Annotated in this window: 25 protein-coding genes; 19 read left to right on the forward strand and 6 right to left on the reverse strand. The window is 41.6% G+C overall.

Going from position 1 to position 22025, the window contains the following annotated elements; genetic code table 11:
• Nucleotides 1–161: 161 nt before the first annotated feature.
• Complete coding sequence (locus tag H9649_RS04780; RefSeq protein ID WP_191693576.1) at nucleotides 162–1538, reverse strand: FAD-dependent oxidoreductase; 1377 nt, start codon at nucleotides 1536–1538, stop codon at nucleotides 162–164.
• 102 nt (nucleotides 1539–1640) lie between these two features.
• Between H9649_RS04780 and H9649_RS04785 the strand changes: the two genes are divergently transcribed.
• Both H9649_RS04785 and murB read left to right on the forward strand, forming a co-directional pair.
• Nucleotides 1641–2348, forward strand: coding sequence for a DsbA family oxidoreductase (locus H9649_RS04785; protein ID WP_191693577.1), 708 nt, complete (start codon nucleotides 1641–1643; stop codon nucleotides 2346–2348).
• Between the two features lie 345 nt (nucleotides 2349–2693).
• A complete protein-coding gene (gene murB / locus H9649_RS04790) occupies nucleotides 2694–3608 on the forward strand; it encodes a UDP-N-acetylmuramate dehydrogenase (protein WP_191693578.1) in 915 nt (304 codons plus the stop codon).
• 77 nt (nucleotides 3609–3685) lie between these two features.
• On the opposite strand, the gene H9649_RS04795 is transcribed toward murB, so the two are convergent.
• Entirely contained in the window at nucleotides 3686–4360 is a 675-nt protein-coding gene (locus H9649_RS04795) for an adenine nucleotide alpha hydrolase family protein (RefSeq protein WP_191693579.1), read from the reverse strand.
• A 434-nt stretch (nucleotides 4361–4794) separates the two neighbouring features.
• On the opposite strand from H9649_RS04795, the gene H9649_RS04800 reads away from it, so the two are divergent.
• Genes H9649_RS04800 through H9649_RS04830 form a run of 7 tightly spaced genes read left to right on the forward strand, consistent with a single transcriptional unit; the run spans nucleotide 4795 to nucleotide 10595 of the window.
• Nucleotides 4795–7200 carry a Na+/H+ antiporter subunit A gene (locus tag H9649_RS04800; protein ID WP_191693580.1) on the forward strand — a complete coding sequence of 802 codons (2406 nt, stop codon included), beginning with the start codon at nucleotides 4795–4797 and terminating at the stop codon, nucleotides 7198–7200.
• On the forward strand, nucleotides 7190–7612 hold the full coding sequence (locus H9649_RS04805; RefSeq protein WP_191693581.1) for a Na(+)/H(+) antiporter subunit B: 423 nt from the start codon (nucleotides 7190–7192) through the stop codon (nucleotides 7610–7612). Before H9649_RS04800 ends, H9649_RS04805 begins: the two co-directional genes overlap by 11 nt.
• Nucleotides 7613–7614: 2 nt before the next feature.
• A complete protein-coding gene (locus H9649_RS04810; RefSeq protein WP_191693582.1) occupies nucleotides 7615–7953 on the forward strand; it encodes a Na(+)/H(+) antiporter subunit C in 339 nt (112 codons plus the stop codon).
• The gene (locus tag H9649_RS04815; protein ID WP_191693583.1) at nucleotides 7946–9427 is read left to right on the forward strand and encodes a Na+/H+ antiporter subunit D; all 1482 of its coding nucleotides are present in this window, start codon (nucleotides 7946–7948) and stop codon (nucleotides 9425–9427) included. Before H9649_RS04810 ends, H9649_RS04815 begins: the two co-directional genes overlap by 8 nt.
• A 43-nt stretch (nucleotides 9428–9470) precedes the next feature.
• The gene (locus H9649_RS04820; protein ID WP_191693584.1) at nucleotides 9471–9956 is read left to right on the forward strand and encodes a Na+/H+ antiporter subunit E; all 486 of its coding nucleotides are present in this window, start codon (nucleotides 9471–9473) and stop codon (nucleotides 9954–9956) included.
• A complete protein-coding gene (locus tag H9649_RS04825; RefSeq protein ID WP_191693585.1) occupies nucleotides 9953–10237 on the forward strand; it encodes a Na(+)/H(+) antiporter subunit F1 in 285 nt (94 codons plus the stop codon). The genes H9649_RS04820 and H9649_RS04825 overlap by 4 nt, the downstream gene beginning before the upstream one ends.
• Complete coding sequence (locus H9649_RS04830; protein ID WP_191693586.1) at nucleotides 10215–10595, forward strand: Na+/H+ antiporter subunit G; 381 nt, start codon at nucleotides 10215–10217, stop codon at nucleotides 10593–10595. The genes H9649_RS04825 and H9649_RS04830 overlap by 23 nt, the downstream gene beginning before the upstream one ends.
• Before the next feature lie 21 nt (nucleotides 10596–10616).
• Here H9649_RS04830 and H9649_RS04835 read toward each other — a convergent pair whose 3' ends face one another.
• Nucleotides 10617–11642 carry a DmpA family aminopeptidase gene (locus tag H9649_RS04835; protein WP_191693587.1) on the reverse strand — a complete coding sequence of 342 codons (1026 nt, stop codon included), beginning with the start codon at nucleotides 11640–11642 and terminating at the stop codon, nucleotides 10617–10619.
• Nucleotides 11643–11666: 24 nt separating this feature from the next.
• Complete coding sequence (locus H9649_RS04840) at nucleotides 11667–12086, reverse strand: universal stress protein (protein ID WP_191693588.1); 420 nt, start codon at nucleotides 12084–12086, stop codon at nucleotides 11667–11669.
• A 195-nt stretch (nucleotides 12087–12281) separates the two neighbouring features.
• Here H9649_RS04840 and H9649_RS04845 point away from each other — a divergent pair, with 195 nt between their 5' ends.
• Genes H9649_RS04845 through H9649_RS04855 form a run of 3 tightly spaced genes read left to right on the forward strand, consistent with a single transcriptional unit; the run spans nucleotide 12282 to nucleotide 15879 of the window.
• Nucleotides 12282–12641 (forward strand): ArsR/SmtB family transcription factor, encoded by a 360-nt coding sequence (locus tag H9649_RS04845; RefSeq protein WP_191693589.1) that lies wholly within the window; start codon nucleotides 12282–12284, stop codon nucleotides 12639–12641.
• Nucleotides 12642–14741 (forward strand): heavy metal translocating P-type ATPase, encoded by a 2100-nt coding sequence (locus tag H9649_RS04850; RefSeq protein WP_191693590.1) that lies wholly within the window; start codon nucleotides 12642–12644, stop codon nucleotides 14739–14741.
• 28 nt (nucleotides 14742–14769) lie between these two features.
• Entirely contained in the window at nucleotides 14770–15879 is a 1110-nt protein-coding gene (locus tag H9649_RS04855; protein WP_191693591.1) for a GNAT family N-acetyltransferase, read from the forward strand.
• A 103-nt stretch (nucleotides 15880–15982) separates the two neighbouring features.
• Here H9649_RS04855 and H9649_RS04860 read toward each other — a convergent pair whose 3' ends face one another.
• Nucleotides 15983–16138 (reverse strand): lmo0937 family membrane protein, encoded by a 156-nt coding sequence (locus tag H9649_RS04860; RefSeq protein WP_191693592.1) that lies wholly within the window; start codon nucleotides 16136–16138, stop codon nucleotides 15983–15985.
• 116 nt (nucleotides 16139–16254) lie between these two features.
• Between H9649_RS04860 and mntR the strand changes: the two genes are divergently transcribed.
• From mntR to H9649_RS04885, 5 genes are all read left to right on the forward strand, one after another.
• Entirely contained in the window at nucleotides 16255–16665 is a 411-nt protein-coding gene (gene mntR, locus H9649_RS04865) for a transcriptional regulator MntR (protein WP_191693593.1), read from the forward strand.
• A gap of 18 nt (nucleotides 16666–16683) precedes the next feature.
• The gene (locus H9649_RS04870; protein WP_191693594.1) at nucleotides 16684–17544 is read left to right on the forward strand and encodes a CvfB family protein; all 861 of its coding nucleotides are present in this window, start codon (nucleotides 16684–16686) and stop codon (nucleotides 17542–17544) included.
• 87 nt (nucleotides 17545–17631) lie between these two features.
• On the forward strand, nucleotides 17632–18519 hold the full coding sequence (locus tag H9649_RS04875) for a DUF1002 domain-containing protein (RefSeq protein WP_191693595.1): 888 nt from the start codon (nucleotides 17632–17634) through the stop codon (nucleotides 18517–18519).
• Nucleotides 18520–18564: 45 nt separating this feature from the next.
• Entirely contained in the window at nucleotides 18565–18846 is a 282-nt protein-coding gene (locus tag H9649_RS04880) for a GNAT family N-acetyltransferase (RefSeq protein ID WP_191693596.1), read from the forward strand.
• A gap of 418 nt (nucleotides 18847–19264) precedes the next feature.
• Complete coding sequence (locus H9649_RS04885) at nucleotides 19265–19738, forward strand: DUF4064 domain-containing protein (protein WP_191693597.1); 474 nt, start codon at nucleotides 19265–19267, stop codon at nucleotides 19736–19738.
• A gap of 53 nt (nucleotides 19739–19791) precedes the next feature.
• Here H9649_RS04885 and H9649_RS04890 read toward each other — a convergent pair whose 3' ends face one another.
• Nucleotides 19792–20292 carry a GNAT family N-acetyltransferase gene (locus tag H9649_RS04890; RefSeq protein ID WP_191693598.1) on the reverse strand — a complete coding sequence of 167 codons (501 nt, stop codon included), beginning with the start codon at nucleotides 20290–20292 and terminating at the stop codon, nucleotides 19792–19794.
• A 313-nt stretch (nucleotides 20293–20605) separates the two neighbouring features.
• Between H9649_RS04890 and H9649_RS04895 the strand changes: the two genes are divergently transcribed.
• On the forward strand, nucleotides 20606–21004 hold the full coding sequence (locus tag H9649_RS04895; protein WP_191693599.1) for a hypothetical protein: 399 nt from the start codon (nucleotides 20606–20608) through the stop codon (nucleotides 21002–21004).
• Between the two features lie 200 nt (nucleotides 21005–21204).
• A complete protein-coding gene (yidC, locus tag H9649_RS04900; RefSeq protein ID WP_225229668.1) occupies nucleotides 21205–21996 on the forward strand; it encodes a membrane protein insertase YidC in 792 nt (263 codons plus the stop codon).
• The last annotated feature ends 29 nt before the right edge of the window (nucleotides 21997–22025 follow it).

Genomic DNA, 22025 nt, shown 5'->3' on the forward strand with positions numbered 1-22025 from the left:
TGTTTCACGTTCGCTATTGAGCGGTGATGGATTGACATTGAGCGTTTCGCGTGCGCTATTGAGCGGTGATGGAGTGACATTGAGCGTTCCACGTTCGCTATTGAGCGGTGATGGATTGCTATTGAGCGTTCCACGCGCGCTATTGAGCGGTTGCATACGGTTTAATTCAAATCCAGCGGTTTTCTCGCAGGTCCTTCAAGTACCGAGCCGTCACTTCGGAATCGTGAGCCGTGGCACGGGCAGTCCCATGTCTGGTCAGCTTCATTCCAACGTGTCCGGCATCCCATATGTGTACAAATCGGTGAATCGGTACGTGTAATGTGTCCGCCCGTGAATTCTTTCAATACGAGCCCTGTGTTGCGCAACGCCTGCAACAGAAATGATCCGAATCCGGTGCGGTCCGGTGCGTATAAGGCGATGGCTTTATTTTCTCGACCGACAATTTGATCACTGATGATGCGTGCGCTAGCGATGGAATTCGTCAAGCCCCATTTCCGATATCCCGTACTAATGAAGACATAAGGCATACTCGATGAGATGATGCCCGCATAAGGGATGAGGTCTGGTGTAGAAGGATCTTGGGCAGACCATCTATAGTCGAATGGTTCAAGTTGATAGATGTCCTTTAATTCTTTCGATAGTTTTTCGTAGTGGATATGCGTCTCTTTTTCCATCCCAGCAACATGAGCTTCGCCAGACAGTAAAAAATGAGTCTTCCCATCAATGAACACCGTCCGTACAGAACGTTTTGGTTTATCCACTGAAATGTATTGTCCTTGCAAGGGCATATTTGCCGGTGCTGAAACGATATAAGATCGATTCACACTTAACTTTAGAATTTGTAGTCCTCGTAAAGCCTCGATGGGATAATGCGTACATAAGATCAGATTACGGAATTGGATTTCGTGTTGACGAGATGTTTGCAACAATCGTTTTTTCAAGTCCATCAGCTGGACGTCTGTCTGCTCGAAAATGCGTGCGCCTGCTTTCACAGCGAGTTCAGCCAAGTGCTGACCAAAACGAACAGGATGGATTTGGGCTTGATGGGGAATCGTCAAAATAGCCTCTGTCTTTAACGGCAATTCGCTACTCCGTCCTAGCTCTCCTGGTATTCGTAAAGCATCATATGCTTGCTTTTCCGCCTTCAATTGTTCCGTCCCATAGCGAGATTGAGAGAACATGATGGAATCAGCGTTGCGTAATTCATCACCCTCAGCAAATGTCCTCCCGAACTCCATCGCTTTTCGGTTCACTTCATAATAGAGTTTCGCATTATCGTGGCCGAATTGTTTAATCAAATCCGCGTAAACGAGGTCGTGTTGGACTGTCAGTTTGCCAGTTGAATTGCCTGTAGCTCCCGAAAGGATCGAGTCTTTTTCCAACAGAATGACATCGACTCCCTCTTTAGCAAGAAAGTACGCATTGGCAATTCCGCTTAGTCCACCGCCAATTATGCACACATCGCACGCCACATCCCCTTCCAAAGGGGGAAAGGCCTTCTTTTTGTAAGCCGTTTGCAGCCAGAGTGAATTATTCATCGTCAATCCTCCATATAATTGTCTATATAACCAGTAGTAGGCATATTCATTGTTGCCAAGTTGGAAGGAATCTAAAATAGAGGAAGAGAGGTGGGCGTTAAAATGAAAATTGAAATTTGGTCAGATTATGTATGTCCGTTCTGTTATATCGGAAAAAGAAGATTGGAAGAGGCACTTTCGTCAACAGGTTTGACGGATAAAGCAGAAATTGTTTTCAAAGCTTATCAGCTGGATCCAAACACGCCAATTGATACAAAAGCATTATCGCTTGATGGATTAGCGAAGAAATTCAATGTCGGACTTGATGAAGCAAAAAACATGATGACGAACGTTGCAGAACAGGCGAAGACAGTCGGTCTTAACTACAATATTGACGAAATGAGATCGGCGAACACGTTCAATGCACACAGACTTGCCAAGCTTGCAGAACAAGTTGGGAAAGCGGCAGCTGTTTCAGAACGATTGATGGAAGGCTCTTTCATTAAAGGAGAAGCTCTGGGCGAAGAAGAAACATTGCTGCGTATTGCTGATGAAACAGGCATCTCTCGCGAACGCGCGACAGAAATGCTGTCCTCCGATGAGTTTTCTGATGATGTCCGCAATGACATTACAGAAGCTGGCCAAATCGGTGTGCAAGGTGTACCGTTCTTCGTCATCAATCGTAAATACGCAATTTCAGGAGCACAGTCATCTGAAGTCTTTGCTGAGGCATTGGAAAAAGTGGCAAAGGAAGAGGGCCTTCAACCCCAATTGAAAATATTAAGTAGCGATGGCAATGGTGTATGCAAAGATGATCAATGTGATTTCTGAATGAAAAATAATAATAGGCGAGCGGCTCATTTATGTCGATAATAGCTCGTTTCGAATGATTATGACTGTCCATGCTCTTAATAAGGCAAGGACAGTCTTTTTCTCGGCTTTCAGAAGGCTGAGGGACAAATAAAACGGGTTAACGAAGAATAATCGCTTGTCAAAAAAGCAGATTGCAAGCATACTTATAGGAGTGAAAGGATTTTCTGCTCGCTTGAAAAAAATGCTTTACAACAGAAAATCGAATGGATATACCTTGTTAGGCAAGGGAATGCCCCCTGGATGAAAGGCATCAAACTGCCATGTCGTGTCAGGATTTTACTAACTCGAAAGGATTGTGTTTTGATGTCAAAGTATCTTTGGCTTGAAGATCTAAAGCATAAAGTAAAAATTGGTGATGTACTTATAGACGAACCGTTGAATAGATATACTAAAACTAAACTTGGTGGCTCTGCTGATGTGTTGGTCATCCCTGGAACAATGAGTGAAATGGAAAGCACTGTACGCTATTCGAATCAGCATAATATACCTCTTCTTTTACTTGGCAATGGCTCCAATATGGTTGTGAGGGATGGCGGGGTAAGAGGCATTGTCCTGCACCTGTCGAAACTTGATAAAATCATAATAGACGGCACAAATGTTCATGCGGAATCGGGTGCTCATATTATAGATGTTTCAAAACATGCTGCGAAGGCAGGTTTAACAGGACTTGAATTTGCATGCGGGATTCCCGGAAGCATTGGTGGCGCAATGGCGATGAATGCAGGTGCTTATGGTGGAGAAATTAAAGATATTATCGTGCAGGCTACCGTCATGGATCGAAGCGGCAAGGTTTTCATTTTGGCAAAAGACGAATTGGAATTAGGGTATCGAAAAAGCATTATCGCTAAAGAAGGTTATTATGTACTTTCTGCCGATTTCAAGCTTTCTGAAGGAACTCAGGAAGAAATTGATGAGAAAGTGGCAAACTTGACGTTCCAACGCGAGTCCAAACAGCCGCTCGAATATCCATCTGCAGGGAGTGTCTTTAAACGTCCTACCGGCTACTTTGCGGGGAAACTAATTCAAGATTGTGGCTTGCAAGGCAAAGGTTTTGGTGGTGCCGAAGTTTCTACGAAACATGCAGGGTTTATTGTGAATAAAAATAATGCCACTGCGTTGGATTATATTCAGACAATCGAAATGGTGAAAAGAGAAGTCAAAAAACGTTTCGATGTCGATTTGGAGTTGGAAGTGAAAATCGTAGGGGAAGAACAATAGTTGTGAAAGGGAAACGGCGGATGACCCTATTGGCTGGGCCGTCCGCCGTTCTATAGTTAATAGTTAATGGTTAATAGTTAATGATCCACTTTACAACTCATTGATAAAGGGTCGGTTACGAGGTCGTCGACAATATGCACTTGGCACATCTTATTGTTATGCATATATTTAAAAATCCCATTGTTGAAATCTGTCCCGATTTCCTTGAAAAATATTCCTTCAAAGCGGACTTCTTTAGAAAGTGTGAAATTGATACGGTACTCGCCACGGTCTTCAACTAAATAAGCACGAACGCCTTTTTCAAATAGTTCTTCACTTTCATCTTTAATGAAACGTGCAACAGAGACGACATGAAAATCGACAAAAGTGATTTCACGTAGCAGTACGTTCATAAAGGATCCCTTAGTGATTTCTTCCCATCTGCTTTGAGCAGTTTGCCCGATTATAATTTGAGTGATGTTATGTTTGTGGGCGACTTCCTTAATAACTTTTGCGGTTGGACGCTTTTCGTTATCATGAATAATGAACTCTTCTACTTCAAGTTCATCAGCAAGTTGCTTCCACTTATCCATATACTCTGATTTTTCAGCATCAAAATCATCGAGAGGTAGTGGATCAACGGTTAATATATACAATGGACAATCCATTATACTTGCCATTTTATGTCCACGTCTTATAAGACGTTCACCATTTGGACCGTAGTAAACACAAACGAGAATACTCTCATCCATACGTCCCTTCACCTTGCCCATTACGGTCTTCACCTCTTACCTAATTTGTTGTGTGCACATGTACAATTTAAAAACTTCATCATTATAGCTGAATGTGTTACAAGTAACAAGGGAAAAGGACATAAAATTGAAGAAAGTGCGACTGTCCTATTATTAGTGTATAATTTCTTAATGAAATCGATTGTTACCTCTCATTTGCCTTGTTCCTGTGGCTATCATTATCCATCCAGAACCCGAAGTAGTCAAGTCCACTTGATGAAGTAGCGGAAATTTGTTACTTTTCCCGCTAATTAACAAGGTATTCATGTCAACCGTTTTGGATTCTTCATGCAGATTGTTTGTTCACCGTATTAAAAAAAGCGCATTTTATCTGCTTTGCGGAGAATTTGTGAACTTCTACTAGATAAAAAAACTACACCAATTAGATTTATTGAAAGATTGGAGGTTTCTGCACTTTGATAATATTATTAGCTATTCTCACACCGTTTTTAGCAGCCACTTTTATCCCTGCACTATATAAACGTTTTCCGAGTCGGCACATCGGATGGTTCGTTATGCTCGTTCCATTGGCTTTATTCATTTTACTTGCAAGCTTTGTCCCTTCCATTGCTGGGGGAGCGAAATATACATATGAATTTAAGTGGATAGATTCTGCTGGGATTAATATTACTACATACCTTGATGGTCTAAGTATGATTTTTGGATTGTTGATTACTGGAGTAGGCTCACTTGTCATCCTTTACTCCATATATTATTTATCTGAACGTGAATCACTAGGGCGTTTCTATGTGTATTTGCTGATGTTTATGGGGGCTATGCTCGGAGTTGTCTTCTCTGATAACTTAATGGTTCTCTATGTTTTTTGGGAACTCACGAGTATTTCATCTTTTTTCCTCATCGCTTTTTGGTACCATCGTAAGCAATCGAGATATGGCGCGAAAAAGTCCTTGTTAATTACCGTTTCTGGCGGAGTTGCGATGCTTGCAGGTTTTCTAATACTTCATGCATTGACGGGGTCATTCAGCATCCGAGAGATCACTTCAACGATCGGCCAGTACACGGATGATAAATTATTTGTTTATGCAATGATTCTAGTTTTGATTGGGGCATTTACGAAATCAGCCCAATTTCCATTCCATATATGGCTTCCAGATGCAATGGAAGCCCCCACGCCCGTAAGTGCCTATTTACACTCTGCGACAATGGTGAAAGCAGGTATTTACTTAGTAGCCCGATGTACCCCTTTATTTGGTGGGGAAGCGTTATGGTTTTATTTGGTGAGTGGTGTAGGTCTTTTCACACTTTTTTGGGGCGCATTAAATGCTGTGCGTCAAACAGATTTAAAAGCACTATTGGCATACTCAACAATCAGCCAATTAGGTCTGATTATGAGCTTGTTAGGAATTGGTTCTGCAGCGCTACAAGAAATTGGACAAGTGAATACATTCATCTTTACAGGAGCAGCCTTCGCGGGTCTTTTTCACCTGATTAACCATTCAACTTTTAAAGGTGCTCTTTTCATGGTCGTTGGTATAGTGGACCATGAGTTAGGAACAAGGGATATTAGAAGGTTAGGCGGATTGATAGCGTTTATGCCGCTAACTTTTACAATTTCAGTCATTGGAAGTTTCTCGATGGCAGGGCTTCCTCCGTTTAACGGATTTTTAAGTAAAGAATTATTTTTTGAGTCTGTTGCTAACCTCATTGACTCGAATGTGTTTTCAATAGGTGCATGGGGAACCGTATTTCCTGTCATCGCCTGGGTCGCAAGTGTGTTTACGTTCATCTATTGTATGATTATTGTGTTCAAGACCTTTATGGGGAAACCGAAATCGGAACGTATTGATCAGGGTGCGCATGAGCCACCTCTTGGTATGCATATTGCACCCCTAATTTTATCGGCATTAGTGCTTGGAATTTTCTTTTTTCCAAATCTGGTAGGTAGTTATTTATTGAAACCAGCAATGGCTTCTATTTATCCGATGTTTGAAGGAGTAGAAGGACTTGTTCCGCATATATCAGTTTGGCACGGCTTCAAACTCCCTTTACTCATGACAATTGGAGTCGTCGTGCTAGGGACTGTGCTATATCTTACTCTACCCCGTTGGAAGTGGGTATTCTCACTTGGTCCGATGCGCTGGAATCTGGATGCATTATACAATGGTATTTTGATGAAGTCTGAAAAAACCTCACATCTAGTAACTAGTAAGTATATGACAGGGCATTTAAGGGATTATTTCGCTTATATTTTCTTGTTTTTCATTATCGTCATTGGAGGAGGATTGTACTGGATAGGTGGATTCCCATTTGATTTCTCTGACGATGCTCCGATAACGCTTAATGAATATATTATTGTGGCATCAATGGCGATTGCTGCGATATTCATCCTGTTTGCAAAATCACGGACGACAGCTATTTTATTGAACGGTGTTCTTGGTTATTCGATCGCTATTTTATTCGTCGTATTGCGAGCACCTGATTTAGCTTTAACACAGATTGTAGTCGAAACAGTCACTACCGTGCTTTTCCTTGTCTGTTTTTATTTCTTGCCTGATTGGAAAAAGGAGACAGCGAGCAAACCTACGAAGTTCATAAATGCACTCATTGCGATTTTGGTAGGAACGATAGTCACCGTCTTTGCGCTCGTCGTTCAAGGGAATCCATTATTCGATTCGATATCAGTATACTTTGAAGATGCCTATAATCTGGCTAATGGTTTGAATATTGTCAATACAATTTTAGGTGATTTCCGTGCTTTCGATACAATGCTTGAAGTAGTTGTCCTTTTCATAGCTGGTATTGGTGTGTTTACATTGATAAAACTGAAGAGCGGAAAGGGGGAGAAGGACATTGAAGATTAATGATGTCATTTTGAGGACCGTGACAAGAATTGTTGTTTTCATCATTTTGACATTCGGTGTGGAGCTGTTTCTGTCAGGGCATAATGAGCCAGGAGGCGGTTTCATCGGGGGTCTTGTCCTTTCTTCTGCATTCGTCCTTTTATATTTGGTTCATGATTTGGAATGGGTTCAAAAAGGGATTCCGTTCGATTTTAAGAAGATTGCTGCTTTAGGTGTATTGTTGGCAGTTGGTTCGGGTATTGGATCCGTCTTGTTTGGAGGCAATTTTTTGGAGCAAGCTACAGGTGTGTTTACTCTGCCTGTTTTCGGAGAAACAAGCCTTTACTCTGTCAGTATTTTTGAAGCAGGTGTCGCGTTAACTGTTGTGGGTGTTGTTGTAACGATTATTCTAAGTATTAGTGAGGATGTGTAGCAATGGAAACGTTAATCACGATACTCATAGGAGTTCTTGTGACGGTTGCTGTCTATTTGCTGCTTTCAAGAAATTTGATACGGGTAATATTAGGGTCTGCAATCTTGTCCCACGCCATCCATTTACTCATTATGACGATGGGTGGATTGAAAAAAGGTGATGCTCCTTTATTGGGCGAAAATAGTAATAGTTATACGGATGCGTTGCCCCAAGCACTAATTTTAACAGCTATTGTAATCAGTTTCGCAGTCACTGCATTTTTACTTGTGCTTGCCTACAGAATCTATAAAGAGACAGGTACGGACAATCTCAATGAATTGAGAGGGTTTAATGATGAATAATATTATTGCGTTTCCTATGATTATCCCGTTGTTAACGGGTATCATTCTTGTTTTTTTTCGAAATAAAGTAATTGTTCAGCGAATAATCTCTATGATCTCAATTTTGGCTACATTAGGGATTAGTATCTACATATTACAAAAAGTTCTGTCCAATGGTATTTTACGGTTAGACTTCGGAGGATGGTTGCCGCCATATGGAATCCTTTTTGTTGCCGATTCTTTTTCCATGTTGCTCGTTGTGACAACCTTAGTTGTAACAGCCATCCTGTTAGTCTATGCATTTTCTTCAATACCCAAAGCGTTTGAGAAGATGTTTTTTTATCCGTTTCTATTTTTCCTGATTGCGGGAGTCGTTGGTTCTTTTTTAACCGGGGACTTATTCAATCTATTCGTCTGTTTTGAAGTGATGTTGCTATCCTCATATGCCCTCATTACTTTGGGCGGAAGAAAAATACAACTCGTAGAGTCTATAAAATACATATCCATAAATGTATTATCCTCTTGGTTCTTCCTGCTTGGAATTGCTTATCTATATGGATCTGTTGGGACGTTAAATATGGCACATTTGTCCATGCGGGTGGCAGAAGTGGGGCAAGGACCAGTTTTAACAGTCATCAGTATTATATTTCTATTAGTATTTAGCTTGAAAGCCGGTTTGTTGCTTTATTACTGGCTGCCTGGGTCTTATAGCGCTCCACCGACGGTTGTGGCAGCTTTGTTTGGTGCGTTATTGACCAAAGTAGGAATGTACGCGATGATCCGTGTTTTTACACTCATTTTTTACCATGAGCCACAGATTACGCATACGTTGATTGGAATCATGGCTGTCATTACGTTAATAGGCGGTAGCGTAGGCGCAATTGCGTATAATGATTTAAGACGGATTGTTTCATACAACGTCATCATTTCAGTAGGTTTCATCCTGATCGGTCTCGCAGTATCAACAGAAAGTGCACTGCAAGGTACGATTTATTACTTAATTCATGACATGATTGTCAAAGCTCTGCTGTTCCTCATAGCAGGAACGATTATCTACTTAACGGGTAAAACGAAAATTGAAAAGATGAGTGGTCTTATACAAAACTATCCTGTTCTAGGTTGGATGTTTTTCGTTACGATGCTTTCCCTTGCTGGAATTCCTCCCCTAAGTGGATTTATTGGGAAAGTGTATATTGGACAAGGTTCTATTGAAGCGGGGGCATTTATACTATTGGGCATTGGTTTTCTATCAAGTATCTTCGTTCTCTATTCGCTCTTACGAATCTTCATGAACTGTTTTTGGGGAGAAACCATTATTAGTGTGGAAGATGAGGTTCCTATAAAAAAAGGAATGATCGTGCCGATTGTACTTTTAGGGATCCTAACATTTGGGCTTGGCGTTGGCGTGGAAGCAATTGCGCCTTATGTAAGCGATGCGGCCAATACGTTAATGAATCCTCAAATTTATATTGATGCGGTAATGAAAAGGAACTGATAATGACTTTCGTGGGGCAATAATAAGAAAGAGGTGAACGTTCATGCCTGCACAATTGTTATTGAATTTATTCATCGCTTTTTTATGGATGACGTTAATGGATGAAGATGAACTTAAATTCACGACTTTTTTCGCTGGATTTCTCGTCGGAATCGGAATCATCTTTTTCATGCATCGTTTTTTCGGTACTCAATTCTATTTGAAAAGACTTTATTCATCTATAAAACTGCTATTCATATTCATTTCGGAACTAACACAGTCGAGCGTCATTGTTTTGAAGCAGATTCTCAGTCCGAGATTGAAGATAAAGCCAGGTATATTCAAGTATGAGACTGTCCTGAAAAGTGATGTGGAAGTCACGATGCTCTCGTTGCTATTGACACTGACACCGGGCTCGGTAGTCATGGAAGTGTCTCCTGAAGGAAATGTCCTCTATATACATGCAATGGATGTTGAGCAATCGAGGGAAGGTTTATTGAAACAATTAAAGAACTTCGAAAAAGCAATTATGGAGGTGACCCGAAAGTGATACAGGCTATGCTGGAAATCGCGCTTATTCTTTTCTCTATTACAATTGGAATCGCAGTTTTGCGCATCATTCTCGGGCCGTCAATGCCAGATCGAGTCATCGCATTAGACATGATAGGCGTTAACCTGATTGCGGTCATTGCTGTTTTCTCCGTCTTAATGGAGACGAAAGCTTATTTGGAAGTGATCTTGATTTTAGGGATTTTATCCTTCATCGGTACAATCGCTTTCTCCAAATCCATTGAGAGGGGTGTTATCGTTGAACGTGGAAGAAATCGGTAAATTCTTTGGAGCGTTTCTCATTTTAACAGGTGGAATCGCAAGTGTCATCAGTGTTTTCGGCCTCATTCGTTTACCGGATGTGTATACGAGATCCCATGCCGCAACGAAAAGCTCAACTCTAGCTGTATTATTATCACTGTCTGGAGCATTTCTGTACATCTTTGCCAATGAACAATTTATAAGCGTCCGCTTGTTGTTAGGGATTGTTTTTGTCTTTTTAACAGCGCCGGTAGCAGGCCATTTAATCGTTCGGGCTGCCTATCGTTCGAAAGTGAAGCTGGCGGATATTTCCACAGAAGATGAATTATATGACGTGTTACATAGCGAGAAGAAAGAAAAGGAGGAAACAGACGTGTAATGGCGATCTGTTCCCTCCTTTTCAACTATGGAAGGGCCATTTTTCCACGGTTCTGCCACGGCGACCTGTCGTTGTTACCGCGTGTAGAAGTGATTGGTAGATTGCTTCTTCCGTCGCTTCGATAGCTGCTAGAAAAAGCTTGTTCATGACCGGTGCATCGTCGCGCAAAATGGTATGCGTGATTGTCGGTATCTCACTTGCGTGGGGAATCGTGTAGGCATTGGAAAACGCGATGATGATATCTCCGCTACCGTTATGGATAGATGAGCCTGTCCTACCGAGTCCGATGGCAGCACGCTTTGTGAGTCGTTTCAGCTGTCGTTCGTTGACGGGTGCATCTGTCGCGACGACAATTATAACCGATCCGTCAGGCTTATCTTCGAAAGAAGTCGAGGGTTGCTCAATCTCCGTCTTCACTGAAGATCCATTCCGCTTTAGCCATTCATCGATCAGGCATTCCTCTTTATTCCCGAAATTGGTCAATGTCAGGACGCCGACTGTGAACGCTTCGTCTCCGTCGACAACCCTTGAAGATGAACCAATCCCGCCTTTCTTTCCAAAACATATCATTCCTTTTCCAGCACCGACGGCCCCTTGCGCAAACTGTCCGCTCTCGGCGTTCCTTAGCGCTTCAAGAGCATGCGCAGGACGGATTTTCATTTCGCGCATGGCGTTCAGATAACTGTCATTGCATTCTCCGACGACGATGTTCAGTGAACTCGTCGAATCCCCGATTGCAGAATTGCTGTCGAGCATGTATTGCAACGTCCCTTCCAGTACCGCGCCGACGCTGAACGTATTCGTAAGCATGATGGGAGATTCGATGACTCCGAGTTCCTCCACTTGAATGAGTCCAACAGTTTTGCCGAAGCCGTTTAGTATGAAGCTTGCAGCCGGTACTTTCTGTTCAAATGTATTTCCTTCGTGTGGAAGAATGGCCGTCACCCCGGTGCAAGCGCTCGTTTCGCTGGAATTTTCGTGTAACGTCACGTGACCGACTTTGACGCCAGGGACATCGGTTATACTATTCCACTTTCCTCTATTCATCTATATTCACTCCTGCTAGTGCATTTATTTAATGATTAAAACAGGTGCGGAAACTCTTTTCGCCACTTTATGGCTGACGGAACCGAGCAACATCTCCTGAAATGAATTCAATCCTCTGCTACCGATAACAACGAGATCAAAAGACTCTTCATCAGCAAAAGAAACGATCGTAGGACCTGGCTCTCCATGACGAATGACCAATTCATACTTCACTTGTTTCTTTACGAACTCATCCATAATTGGTTCAATCAGCTCTTTGCGGTATAAGTGAAGGTCTTGCACATCAGCATCTTGGATGACGTCCGTTCGTGTCCGATCATAATTCAATACATAAAGCGCAACAATAGACGCTTCTGGATTGACGCTTGCAAGCCATGCTGCATGCTTGGCTGCGCGTTTAGAATTGTTTGATCCGTCAATGGCGATAAGAATTCGATTGTACACGGGAATCATCCTCTCTCTAATCTTGTTTTGAATGTCATAATCGATAATCCTTACTATATTCTACATGAAATGCATTAACCCTTTATTCCCTGGAAAAAATACATTCAAACCGTTGTTTGTTTATCCTTGCATTAACAGAATTAATTGCATATACTATATCTATAATCAAATGACCATTTGAATGAGGTGTGGATAATGAGTGTTAAAGATACATGTGAAGTAATTATCGTCCATGAAGAAATCGTACAAAGAGTGCAGAGGGGTTTGCCGGATGTGTCCGGTATGGCGCAGATTTTCAAGGCGTTGGCTGATGAGACGCGATTGAAAATTGCTTATGCATTAACAATGGAACAAGAAATGTGTGTGTGTGATGTAGCGGCCGTTATTGGCTCCTCAAACGCAACCGCATCACATCATTTGCGGTATTTACGCGAAAACAGCCTAGCAAAATCAGAGCGCAAAGGGAAGATGGTCTATTATTCTTTAGCGGATTCCCATGTTTCTGACCTTGTACAAATTGCTCATCAACATGCGCTAGAAGAGGGAGATGCTTAAATGACAAGTAAAACCGAATATAGACTTGAGAACTTGACGTGCGCGAGTTGTGCAATGAAATTTGAAAATAATGTTAAAAAAATCTCATCCGTTTCTGATGTAATCGTCAATTTCGGAGCATCCAAATTGTCTTTTGAAGGGGATGCAACAATAGATGAATTACTGGAAGCTGGAGCTTTTGACGGTATTAAAGTCGTTCCTCTTCACAAAAGGAAGCCAGATCCGAAGATTCCTTTTTATCGCCGAAAAGAAAACGTAGTGACAGCGATATCGCTTGTTTTTGTATTGCTCGGCTTGTTCTTCACACATAAGAGTGTACCCGAACCTCTAATTGCAACCGGCTTTTTTGCTGCTGCAATTGTTGTTGGTGGACTCAGTATGTTCATCACAGGAATCAAAAACCTTGTGAAACTAGAATTCGATATGAAGACCTTGATGACGATAGCTATCATCGGAGCAGCGATTATCGGAGAATGGCAGGAAGCCGCTGTAGTCGTCTTTTTATTCGCAGTCAGTGAAGCGCTTGAAGCCTATTCGATGAACAAAGCGCGTCAGTCCATCCGACAATTGATGGACATTGCTCCGTCCTCTGCGATTGTCAGAAGAGACGGTGAGCTGTTGGAACTGTTGACTGAAGATATTCAAATTAATGATGTGCTAATCGTTAAACCGGGACAAAAAATTGCCATGGACGGCGTTGTAAAGAATGGCTATTCCACTGTCAATCAAGCGCCGATTACTGGTGAATCAGTGCCAGTCTTAAAAAATACAGGTGACGAAGTATTCGCAGGTACGTTGAATGAAGAAGGTGCGCTCGAAGTGACGGTGACGAAGCTTGTGAATGATACGACGATTGCGAAGATTATTCATCTTGTTGAAGAAGCACAAGCGGAAAAAGCACCGTCTCAGAAATTTGTCGACAAGTTTGCGAAATACTATACGCCTGCAATTATTGGTGTGGCAATTCTCGTTGCAATAGTCCCTCCTCTATTTGGAGCAGATTGGCAAACGTGGATTTATCAAGGGCTAGCGGTACTCGTCGTCGGCTGTCCGTGTGCGCTTGTCATTTCGACGCCTGTCGCAATCGTTACGGCAATCGGTAATGCTGCGCGTCAAGGTGTTCTCATCAAGGGTGGTGCGCATCTGGAGGAGATGGGCCGCATTACCGCTGTTGCATTCGATAAGACGGGTACATTGACGAAAGGCTATCCGGAAGTTACAGACTTTCTAACAGTGGATGATGCACGAAATGATATACTGCAAGCAGTTGCGGCTGTTGAATCGATGTCCCAACATCCATTGGCACGCGCCATCGTCACATTTGTGCAAGAGAAAGAACCTGTCAAAACGACTGTGACAGACTTTCAATCGGTCACAGGAAAGGGTGCCTATGCACGAGTCAACGGTACACTTGTTCATGTCGGCAGTATCCAGTGGGCGACAGAGTTGGTACAAATACCCGCTACGATGAAAGAGCAGGCAGAAAAGCTCCAATTAACAGGGAAGTCGGTTATGGCCGTTCTTATCGATCAATCATTCCAAGCTATTATCGCTGTTACCGATCCTTTACGTGAGGAAAGTGAAGATGTCTTACACAAACTGAAAGACATCGGTATTCGCCACACAGTTATGCTAACAGGAGATGACAAGCGGACAGCTGAAGCGATCGCCAGACAAGTAGGTGTGACGGATGTTCGTGCAGGTCTCATGCCTGAAGATAAGTTGACAGCCGTTAAAGGGCTCATCGGCCAATATGGTCGTGTCGCAATGGTTGGGGACGGCATTAACGATGCTCCAGCACTTGCTGCTTCTTCCATTGGAATTGCGATGGGTGGAGCTGGAACGGATGCAGCACTTGAAACGGCGGATATCGCTTTAATGGCAGATGATCTAAGACAATTGCCTTATACAATGAAATTAAGTCGAAAAACGTTGCAGATTATTAAAGAAAATATTATGTTTGCATTAGGAATAAAAATTGTGGCGCTGCTGTTGATCATCCCGGGATGGTTAACATTATGGATTGCGATTTTCGCGGATATGGGCGCAACATTGCTAGTCGTGTTGAATTCATTGCGGTTAATGCGCATTCATAAATGAATGAGGTAGCTCGAACGGGGGAAAAATAATGAAGTTACGTGAATGGACAATGGAAGAGCAGGAACAGCTAATTCACTTTTTGACGACAAATACATGGCCGTTCCACGGGAATTCAAACCCGGAACGTGCCTTGCTTGAGAAGACGATTGAAGAAGGCGGCTATGAATCGGACGAAGTGAAAACGTTCTGGGTGCAAAATGAAGAGGAAGAAATCGTCGGTATCGTAAAAATTTACGATCTGCAGGATGAAATTCCGCTCTTCGATTTGCGTATCGCAGACGAATATAGAGGATTCGGATATGGCCCAAAAGCTTTAAAACTCATTACAGAGTTCGTGTTCGGATTGCCAGAAGGTAAAATCCGCTTGGAAGGCCATACACGTCAAGACAACTTGGCAATGCGTAAGACATTTGAACGCGCTGGTTTTGTCAAGGAAGGTCATATGCGGAATGCATGGTTTTCACCGAAAGAGAACTCTTACTATGATGCCGTCACGTATGGAATGACACGTGAGGATTTCTTGGCAGGCACTACGACACCTGTCATATGGGAAGATGCAAGTTACGGAGGGAAACCGAAGAAAAAACGCATCCCGAACTTCCCTACTCAATTTGAATCAGAGCGGCTTATTATACGTATGCCTGAAATGGGTGACGCGCTTGATGTGTTTGAAGCACTTCGCAATTCATTGCCTGCTTTAAAGCCTTGGTTGCCATTTGCACAAGAAGAACCGGAACTTTACAAGACGGAAGACAACCTTCGTGAATCAATCGCAGATTTCATTACTAGGAAAGACCTTAGACTCCATATTTTCTTAAAGGAAACAGGTGAATTCATAGGTTCCACCGGTCTCCATCGCATCAATTGGACGATTCCTAAATTTGAAATCGGTTATTGGCTAGATACGAAATTTGAAGGGAACGGCTACATGACAGAAGCTGTCCAGAGATTGACACGCTTCACGTTCGAAGAGCTCGGAGCAAACCGGGTAGAAATACGCTGTGATGAAGAAAATGGAAAAAGTCGGGCCATTCCTGTGAAATTAGGATTTGAACTTGAAGGTATTTTGAAATTGGATTCTCTATCAGGGGATGGAAAACATTTACGGAATACGTGTGTATATGCGAAAATAAAGTAAGGACGACATAAAAAGGGTGCCATGTAGGAATGGCACCCTTTCAAAGCGTATTGGTTTAACTGAATTTAACTAGCGTAAATAATGTTGTAAGTGTCAAATTCAGTTAAACCGATCGTCTTCCCGTCAAGAGCTGGATGACGAAAACGATACCTGCGATAACTAGTAGAAGGTGGATAAGGCCGCCTCCTATTTTCATAGCAAAACCTATTAACCAGAATGCAATTAGTGCGACAATGATGATCCATAGTAGTTTACCCATTTTTTTCACCTCTTTGTAGTGGTATAGTGAATTTACCCGCTCATGTAGTTTTATAAACAAATAGAAATAAAACAAAGCTTGAAAGAATTGAAAAACGCATACTGGAGGTGGAAAAGTTGGCAACACCAAGTATGGAAGATTATATTGAACAAATTTATTTGCAACTTGAAGCGAGAGGCGAAGCGAGAGTATCTGACGTCGCAGAAGCATTATCCGTATTGCCATCATCTGTTACAAAAATGGCGCAACGTCTTGACCGTGAAGGCTATGTCTCGTATGAGCGCTACCGTGGCCTTGAACTGACTGACAGAGGATTGAAATTTGGTAAGAAACTCGTGCGCAGACATGACATGCTTGAGCAATTTTTACGTATAATCGGTGTCGAAGAGAATCTGATTTACAATGATGTCGAAGGAATAGAACACCATCTTAGCTGGAACGCGATGGACCGAATAACAGATCTCGTTGAGGCAATGGAAGAGGACGAGGAATTTGTACGGAAATTAAAAGAACGACAAGATTTTTAAATGGAAGAGGTAGATGAAATGACTGAAGAGTACAAACCGGGCCATATCGCACGTTTGACAGTACAAGGCAAGGAAGGTTCCAGATGGATTCTAGATGGCGGAGACGAAGAAATTATGGTCAATGCATCTGAATTTGAAACGGAACTAGCTGAAGGGGATACAGTAGAGGTATTCCTTTATATGAATAGACGTGGTGAGTTGGCGGCAAGCTCGAAACTACCGAATATGACATGTGATTCATTTGGTTGGGCACGTGTCATTCGGATTGACGACAAAGAAGGGGCTTATGTCGATATAGGTTCCGCATTTGAAGTGCTCGTTAATAAAGCGGATTTACCTAGAGTGAAAGAATTATGGCCGAAAACGGACGACGAGCTTTATATGACATTACGTACAGACTTAGGCGGCAATATTTTCGGCCGTCTCGCAACAGAGGAAAGAGTTCAGGAATTAATTCTCGAAGCCCCTTCCACATTATTTAACCAGACATTAAAAGCACGGGCATATCGATTATTACCTGTTGGCTCGTTTTTCCTAAGTATCCCGGAAAACTACCGGATCTTTGTTCATCATACTGAACGGGAGCATGAGCCTCGACTAGGACAGGAAGTTGAAGTGCGTATCATTGATATTAAAGACGATGCTTCATTGAACGGTTCATTGCTTCCGCGAAAACAGGAACGTCTTGGAGACGATGCAGAAACAGTATTCCGCTATCTATCTGATGTAGGTGGTAAAATGCCGTTTTCTGATAAATCGACGCCGGATGAAATTGATGAAATGTTCGGCATGAGTAAAGCCGCTTTCAAACGTGCACTTGGTAAGTTGATGAAAGAAGGTAAAGTGTCACAAAGTGATGGTTGGACAATGTTAAAATAATCCTTATCGGGAACTTTATCCATAGTTCATCGTACTACTTCATAAGATGATACGTTTACTAGGTCATCGCACAAGGAGGAAGAGCTTATGAAAAAATGGTTGGTAGCAGCAAGTGCGTTTCTGCTGCTCATTGGAGGCTTGTTCCCAAGTATTACGCAAGCCGATTCGGTTATTGATGAGAAATTGGGTGTACCGATTGTTGTACTAGGTGCAAACTTGACGGATGCTGAGAAAGAAACGGTTAAAAAGAGTTTGAAGGTTGATCAAGAAGCTGAAGTCGAAGAGATTACGGTCGATGGAACGGATCTTGTTAACTATATTAAGGATGGCAATAGCCAAGCTAGAATGTACTCATCCGCTAAAATTACACGTCAGGATGAAGGTGAAGGCCTCGTCATCAAAATTGTTACACCTGAAAACATCACACAAGTAACGAACGAAATGTATGCGACAGCAATGCTTACAGCAGGTATTGAAGATGCAATCGTCGAAGTGGCGGCACCGAAACCGGTCACTGGACATTCCGCGTTAGTCGGTATTTACAAAGCATATGAAGTAACTGGTGAAACGTTAGATACAGAACGAACGGATGTAGCAAACGATGAATTAAACTTGGCGACAAGGTTTGCGAAAGATTCGGGTATCGATCAAGACAAAGTGGCGGAACTTCTTACGGAAATTAAGAAAGCAATAGCCGATAACAAACCCGTGACAAAAGAAGAAGTCGAGCAGATTGTTAATGAACAATTGAAGAAGTTGAATATCGAACTGAGTGAAGCCGATCGCCAACTATTGATTGAGCTTATGGACAGAATCCGGTCTTTAGATATTGACTTCAGCAAATTATCAAGCCAACTCTCTGACATGGCGTCAACGATTAAAGAGAAGCTTGGTGAAATAGATCCCGGCTTTTGGGATAAAGTAAAAACGTTTTTTGAAGGTTTAATGGATTCCGTTAAGTCTTGGTTCAACTAATCAGATACATTGATATGTTAGAATAGTGTAAAAGGAGAGGATTTCATGGAGTTCGAATTTGTTGATCTTGGTGGAGATGCATTTGCGTTCCGACAAGAAGAAGATGGCAAGATGCAAGCTGAAATTACATGGACACTTCTAGCCGATGTTATGGTTATGGATCATACGTATGTATCTGAAGATTTACGTGGACAAGGAGTTGCGAAAAAATTGCTTGACCGCGCAGCAGACTATGCCCGTGAAAATGACTACAAGATGGATGCAGTCTGTTCATATGTTGTGACAGCTTTCAATCGTTACAAAGAATATGAAGACGTAAAAGTGTAAATTGAAGAAGGCGATTCCGCATACATATGCGGAATCGCCTTTTTAATCGTATATATAATTGTTAAAAGCCAATTGCCAAAGTGACTGCATAGACTATACCAGTTAAGATTCCAGCTCCTGCGACGGTGTAAAGCATGTCCGAAGATGTGTATAATACGTTTTTAGCCATGATTCATGCTCTCCTTTCGCTCAATGTAATAATTGCTTGTAGTCTTTAATTACCCGTATTTAAAAAAACAAAACTTTCCAAATGGATTTAGCGAATTATTAGATGTGCATTTTGGAGCAGGTGAATAGGTGTTAAGATTCAAGTTTAGGGTAATGAGTGAAAGAATCAAATGGAAAGTGAAACTATTTTGTTCATTCTCCGTATTATTTGGTATGCTAGAAAAATAGCTTAAACAGAAAGGGTGTTACAATGAACAGAACAGCTGAAAGAGTACTATCAATTATCGCTGTTGTTTTGACGGGAATCGGTACGATTTTAGGATTTGCTGGTATTGCATTTTTTAATTTGATTAAGAATGATCCTTCCGTCAGACAGGAAATAGAAATGGAAATGATGACAGACCCTACGTTATCGCCATCTGATATGGATGCTGTATTTGCTGCATTTGATGTATTCGGTGGATTTCTATGGGTGATCATCATCTTCATGATTCTCAGCGTTATCTTGAATATTATCGGCATCGTTAATATCTGGAATAACAAAAATGCGAAACTTGCTGGTATTATGTTCATTATTGCAGGATTAATGGGTGGAATTTTAACATTGCCGTCCATCTTGCTCTATATTGCAGCAATTCTTTGTTTCACAAAGAAACCACCACTAGAAGATGAACTACAGTTTGTCGACCAACCGTATAACGACGATTCAATGAGACCGTTGTAAACGATAAAAGACGCTTACCCGTTATGGGATAAGCGTCTTTTCTTATGTGGTTGTTAGTAAGCGAGCGCATGCTCATGAATGTAATAGACGTATTGGACCGTCTCCACTAGACTGCCTTCAAAGTTCTCTTCGAAAATATCGAGTTGGGTAAAACCTTGTTTTTCATAGAAAGCTCGTCCACCCGTATTGCGGCTGTCTACGTATACGAATAGCTGCTTTGCGGTTCCAAGGAAGTTGATTGCGTAATCGATTAGTTTTTTGCCGTAACCCGAGTGTTGATAAGACGGTAGGATATACATTGCAGTCAATTCCGAGTCGCCATCTTCGTCTTCCCTTGTGAAGTTGAGAAATCCGATAGGGATGCCCTTTTCGTTTTCAGCAACGAGCAAGTGGGTTTTTTCCATGCGTTTTTCCATCATGGCATTAGAAAAAGAACGGTTGAGGTAGTCTGTTTGAATGTCTTCGGGAATGATTCCGGCATATGTATCATTCCAAGTATCGTGCGCGATATGTTGTATGTAGCCAATATCCTCGGCAGTCATAGGTCTGATCAAATTGCTCTCACCTCCGCTATCCTTTTTCCTATCATAACAAATAATAGTCCGATAAACTATGATTGTAACCATAATGAAATATAAAAATGTTAATTATCTTAAAAATCCGCAAATTAAAGTGTTTCAGGCTAGTATTTATTTGAAATGAATCATTTTGTATGAGATGCTATGTAAGAGATGCCTAACCAAAGCAATAATTGGGGGCAATCGTCAACTTCTTTTCATAGGTAAGTTTTTAAATTTCTGCAAAGGGTATACTATAAGCATAATACGATTTACGATTTGAGAAAAGTTTAATGGAGGATTGATAGTTATGGCACGTAAACGTGGAAATGGACTACTCGTAGCAACATTGGCTGCAGGTGCATATGCGTATTTCAGTAAAAAAGAAAACCGTGATAAAGCAATGGTAGCGGTAAACAATATGAAAACAAAAGTCGATTCTTTCGTTACTTCACAGAAATTGAATCGTTCAGACGAAACGAAAAAAGGTTTCTCAGATCCGTATGATTTACAGGATAACGGAATGGTAAGTGAAGGCGCCCAAACGAGCGTACATTATTATAACCAAGAAGTTGAAGACAAATCAAAAGAGTCAAAAGAAGATGGGTTGTATAAAAAGAAAGAGAATCCTGAAGATGCACCGCCGACGAATAGCAGTGATAAAAAGAGTACTACTGGCGAAGACAAAGACAACAAAGACAACAAATGATTTTAACGCCTCATCACTTGAGGCGTTTTTTTTTAGCGGTGAGCAAAAGTTTTTTTAAAGTCTATCAGTCAATTTATACAAAAAGTCAGAAGTTTGAACAGTTTTAAATACAAATACGGTATTTTGACGAACAATAATTGTAATTGGATAGTGATTTGAGGTATACTTTTCAGTAGTTTGAAATAGTGAAGGTGAGTCTATTGAAGAAGAAAATCGGTTTATTTTCCATATTGATGACCGCTACGATATTTTTGAGCGGGTGTTCTGGCGTACAGAACAAAGAAGGCACGTTTTATAGTATTTTCGTTAAGCCGATGGAATGGCTGCTTCATTATCTTGGGGAAACCTTTAATGGAAGCTATGGTCTGGCAATCATCTTGATTACAGTCGCAATCCGGTTAGTTTTAATGCCGCTTATGTTGAAGAACTATAAGTCGCAACAGGATATGAAAGTTAAAATGGATGCGCTCCGTCCAGAGATGGAAGACATTCAGAAGAAGATGAAGGAAGCAAAAGAAAAGAACGAAAAAGAAGAGCAAATGAAGCTTCAGCAGGAAATGATGGGCTTATATTCAAAACATGGTGTTAACCCGTTGAATATGGGTTGTCTACCGCTCATTATCCAAATGCCGATTATTATGGGTCTTTATTTCGCAATCCTTTATGCTCCACCAGAAGTGAAAGAGCACCAATTCCTGTGGTTTAACCTCGGAGAACCTGATAAGATTATGATGCTTGTCGCAGGTGCGGTTTATTTTGTCCAGGCACGTGTATCACTATGGACAATGCCAGAACAACAGAAGAAGCAAATGAAAATGTTCATTTACATGTCGCCGATTATGATTATGTTCATCTCATTCTCAGTTATGGCTGCATTGCCGCTCTACTGGGCAGTCGGCGGTTTGTTGCTCATATTCCAAACGTATTTAGGACGCAAATTCTACTACAAGGAAACTGAGCCTGTCCCTGTAACAGAAGCAGAGAAGAAATAAGCCGATTATATCGGATGGTAAGAGGCTGG

Source organism: Sporosarcina quadrami, from assembly GCF_014836615.1.
In the GTDB taxonomy this organism is placed as follows: Bacteria; Bacillota; Bacilli; order Bacillales_A; family Planococcaceae; genus Sporosarcina; species Sporosarcina quadrami.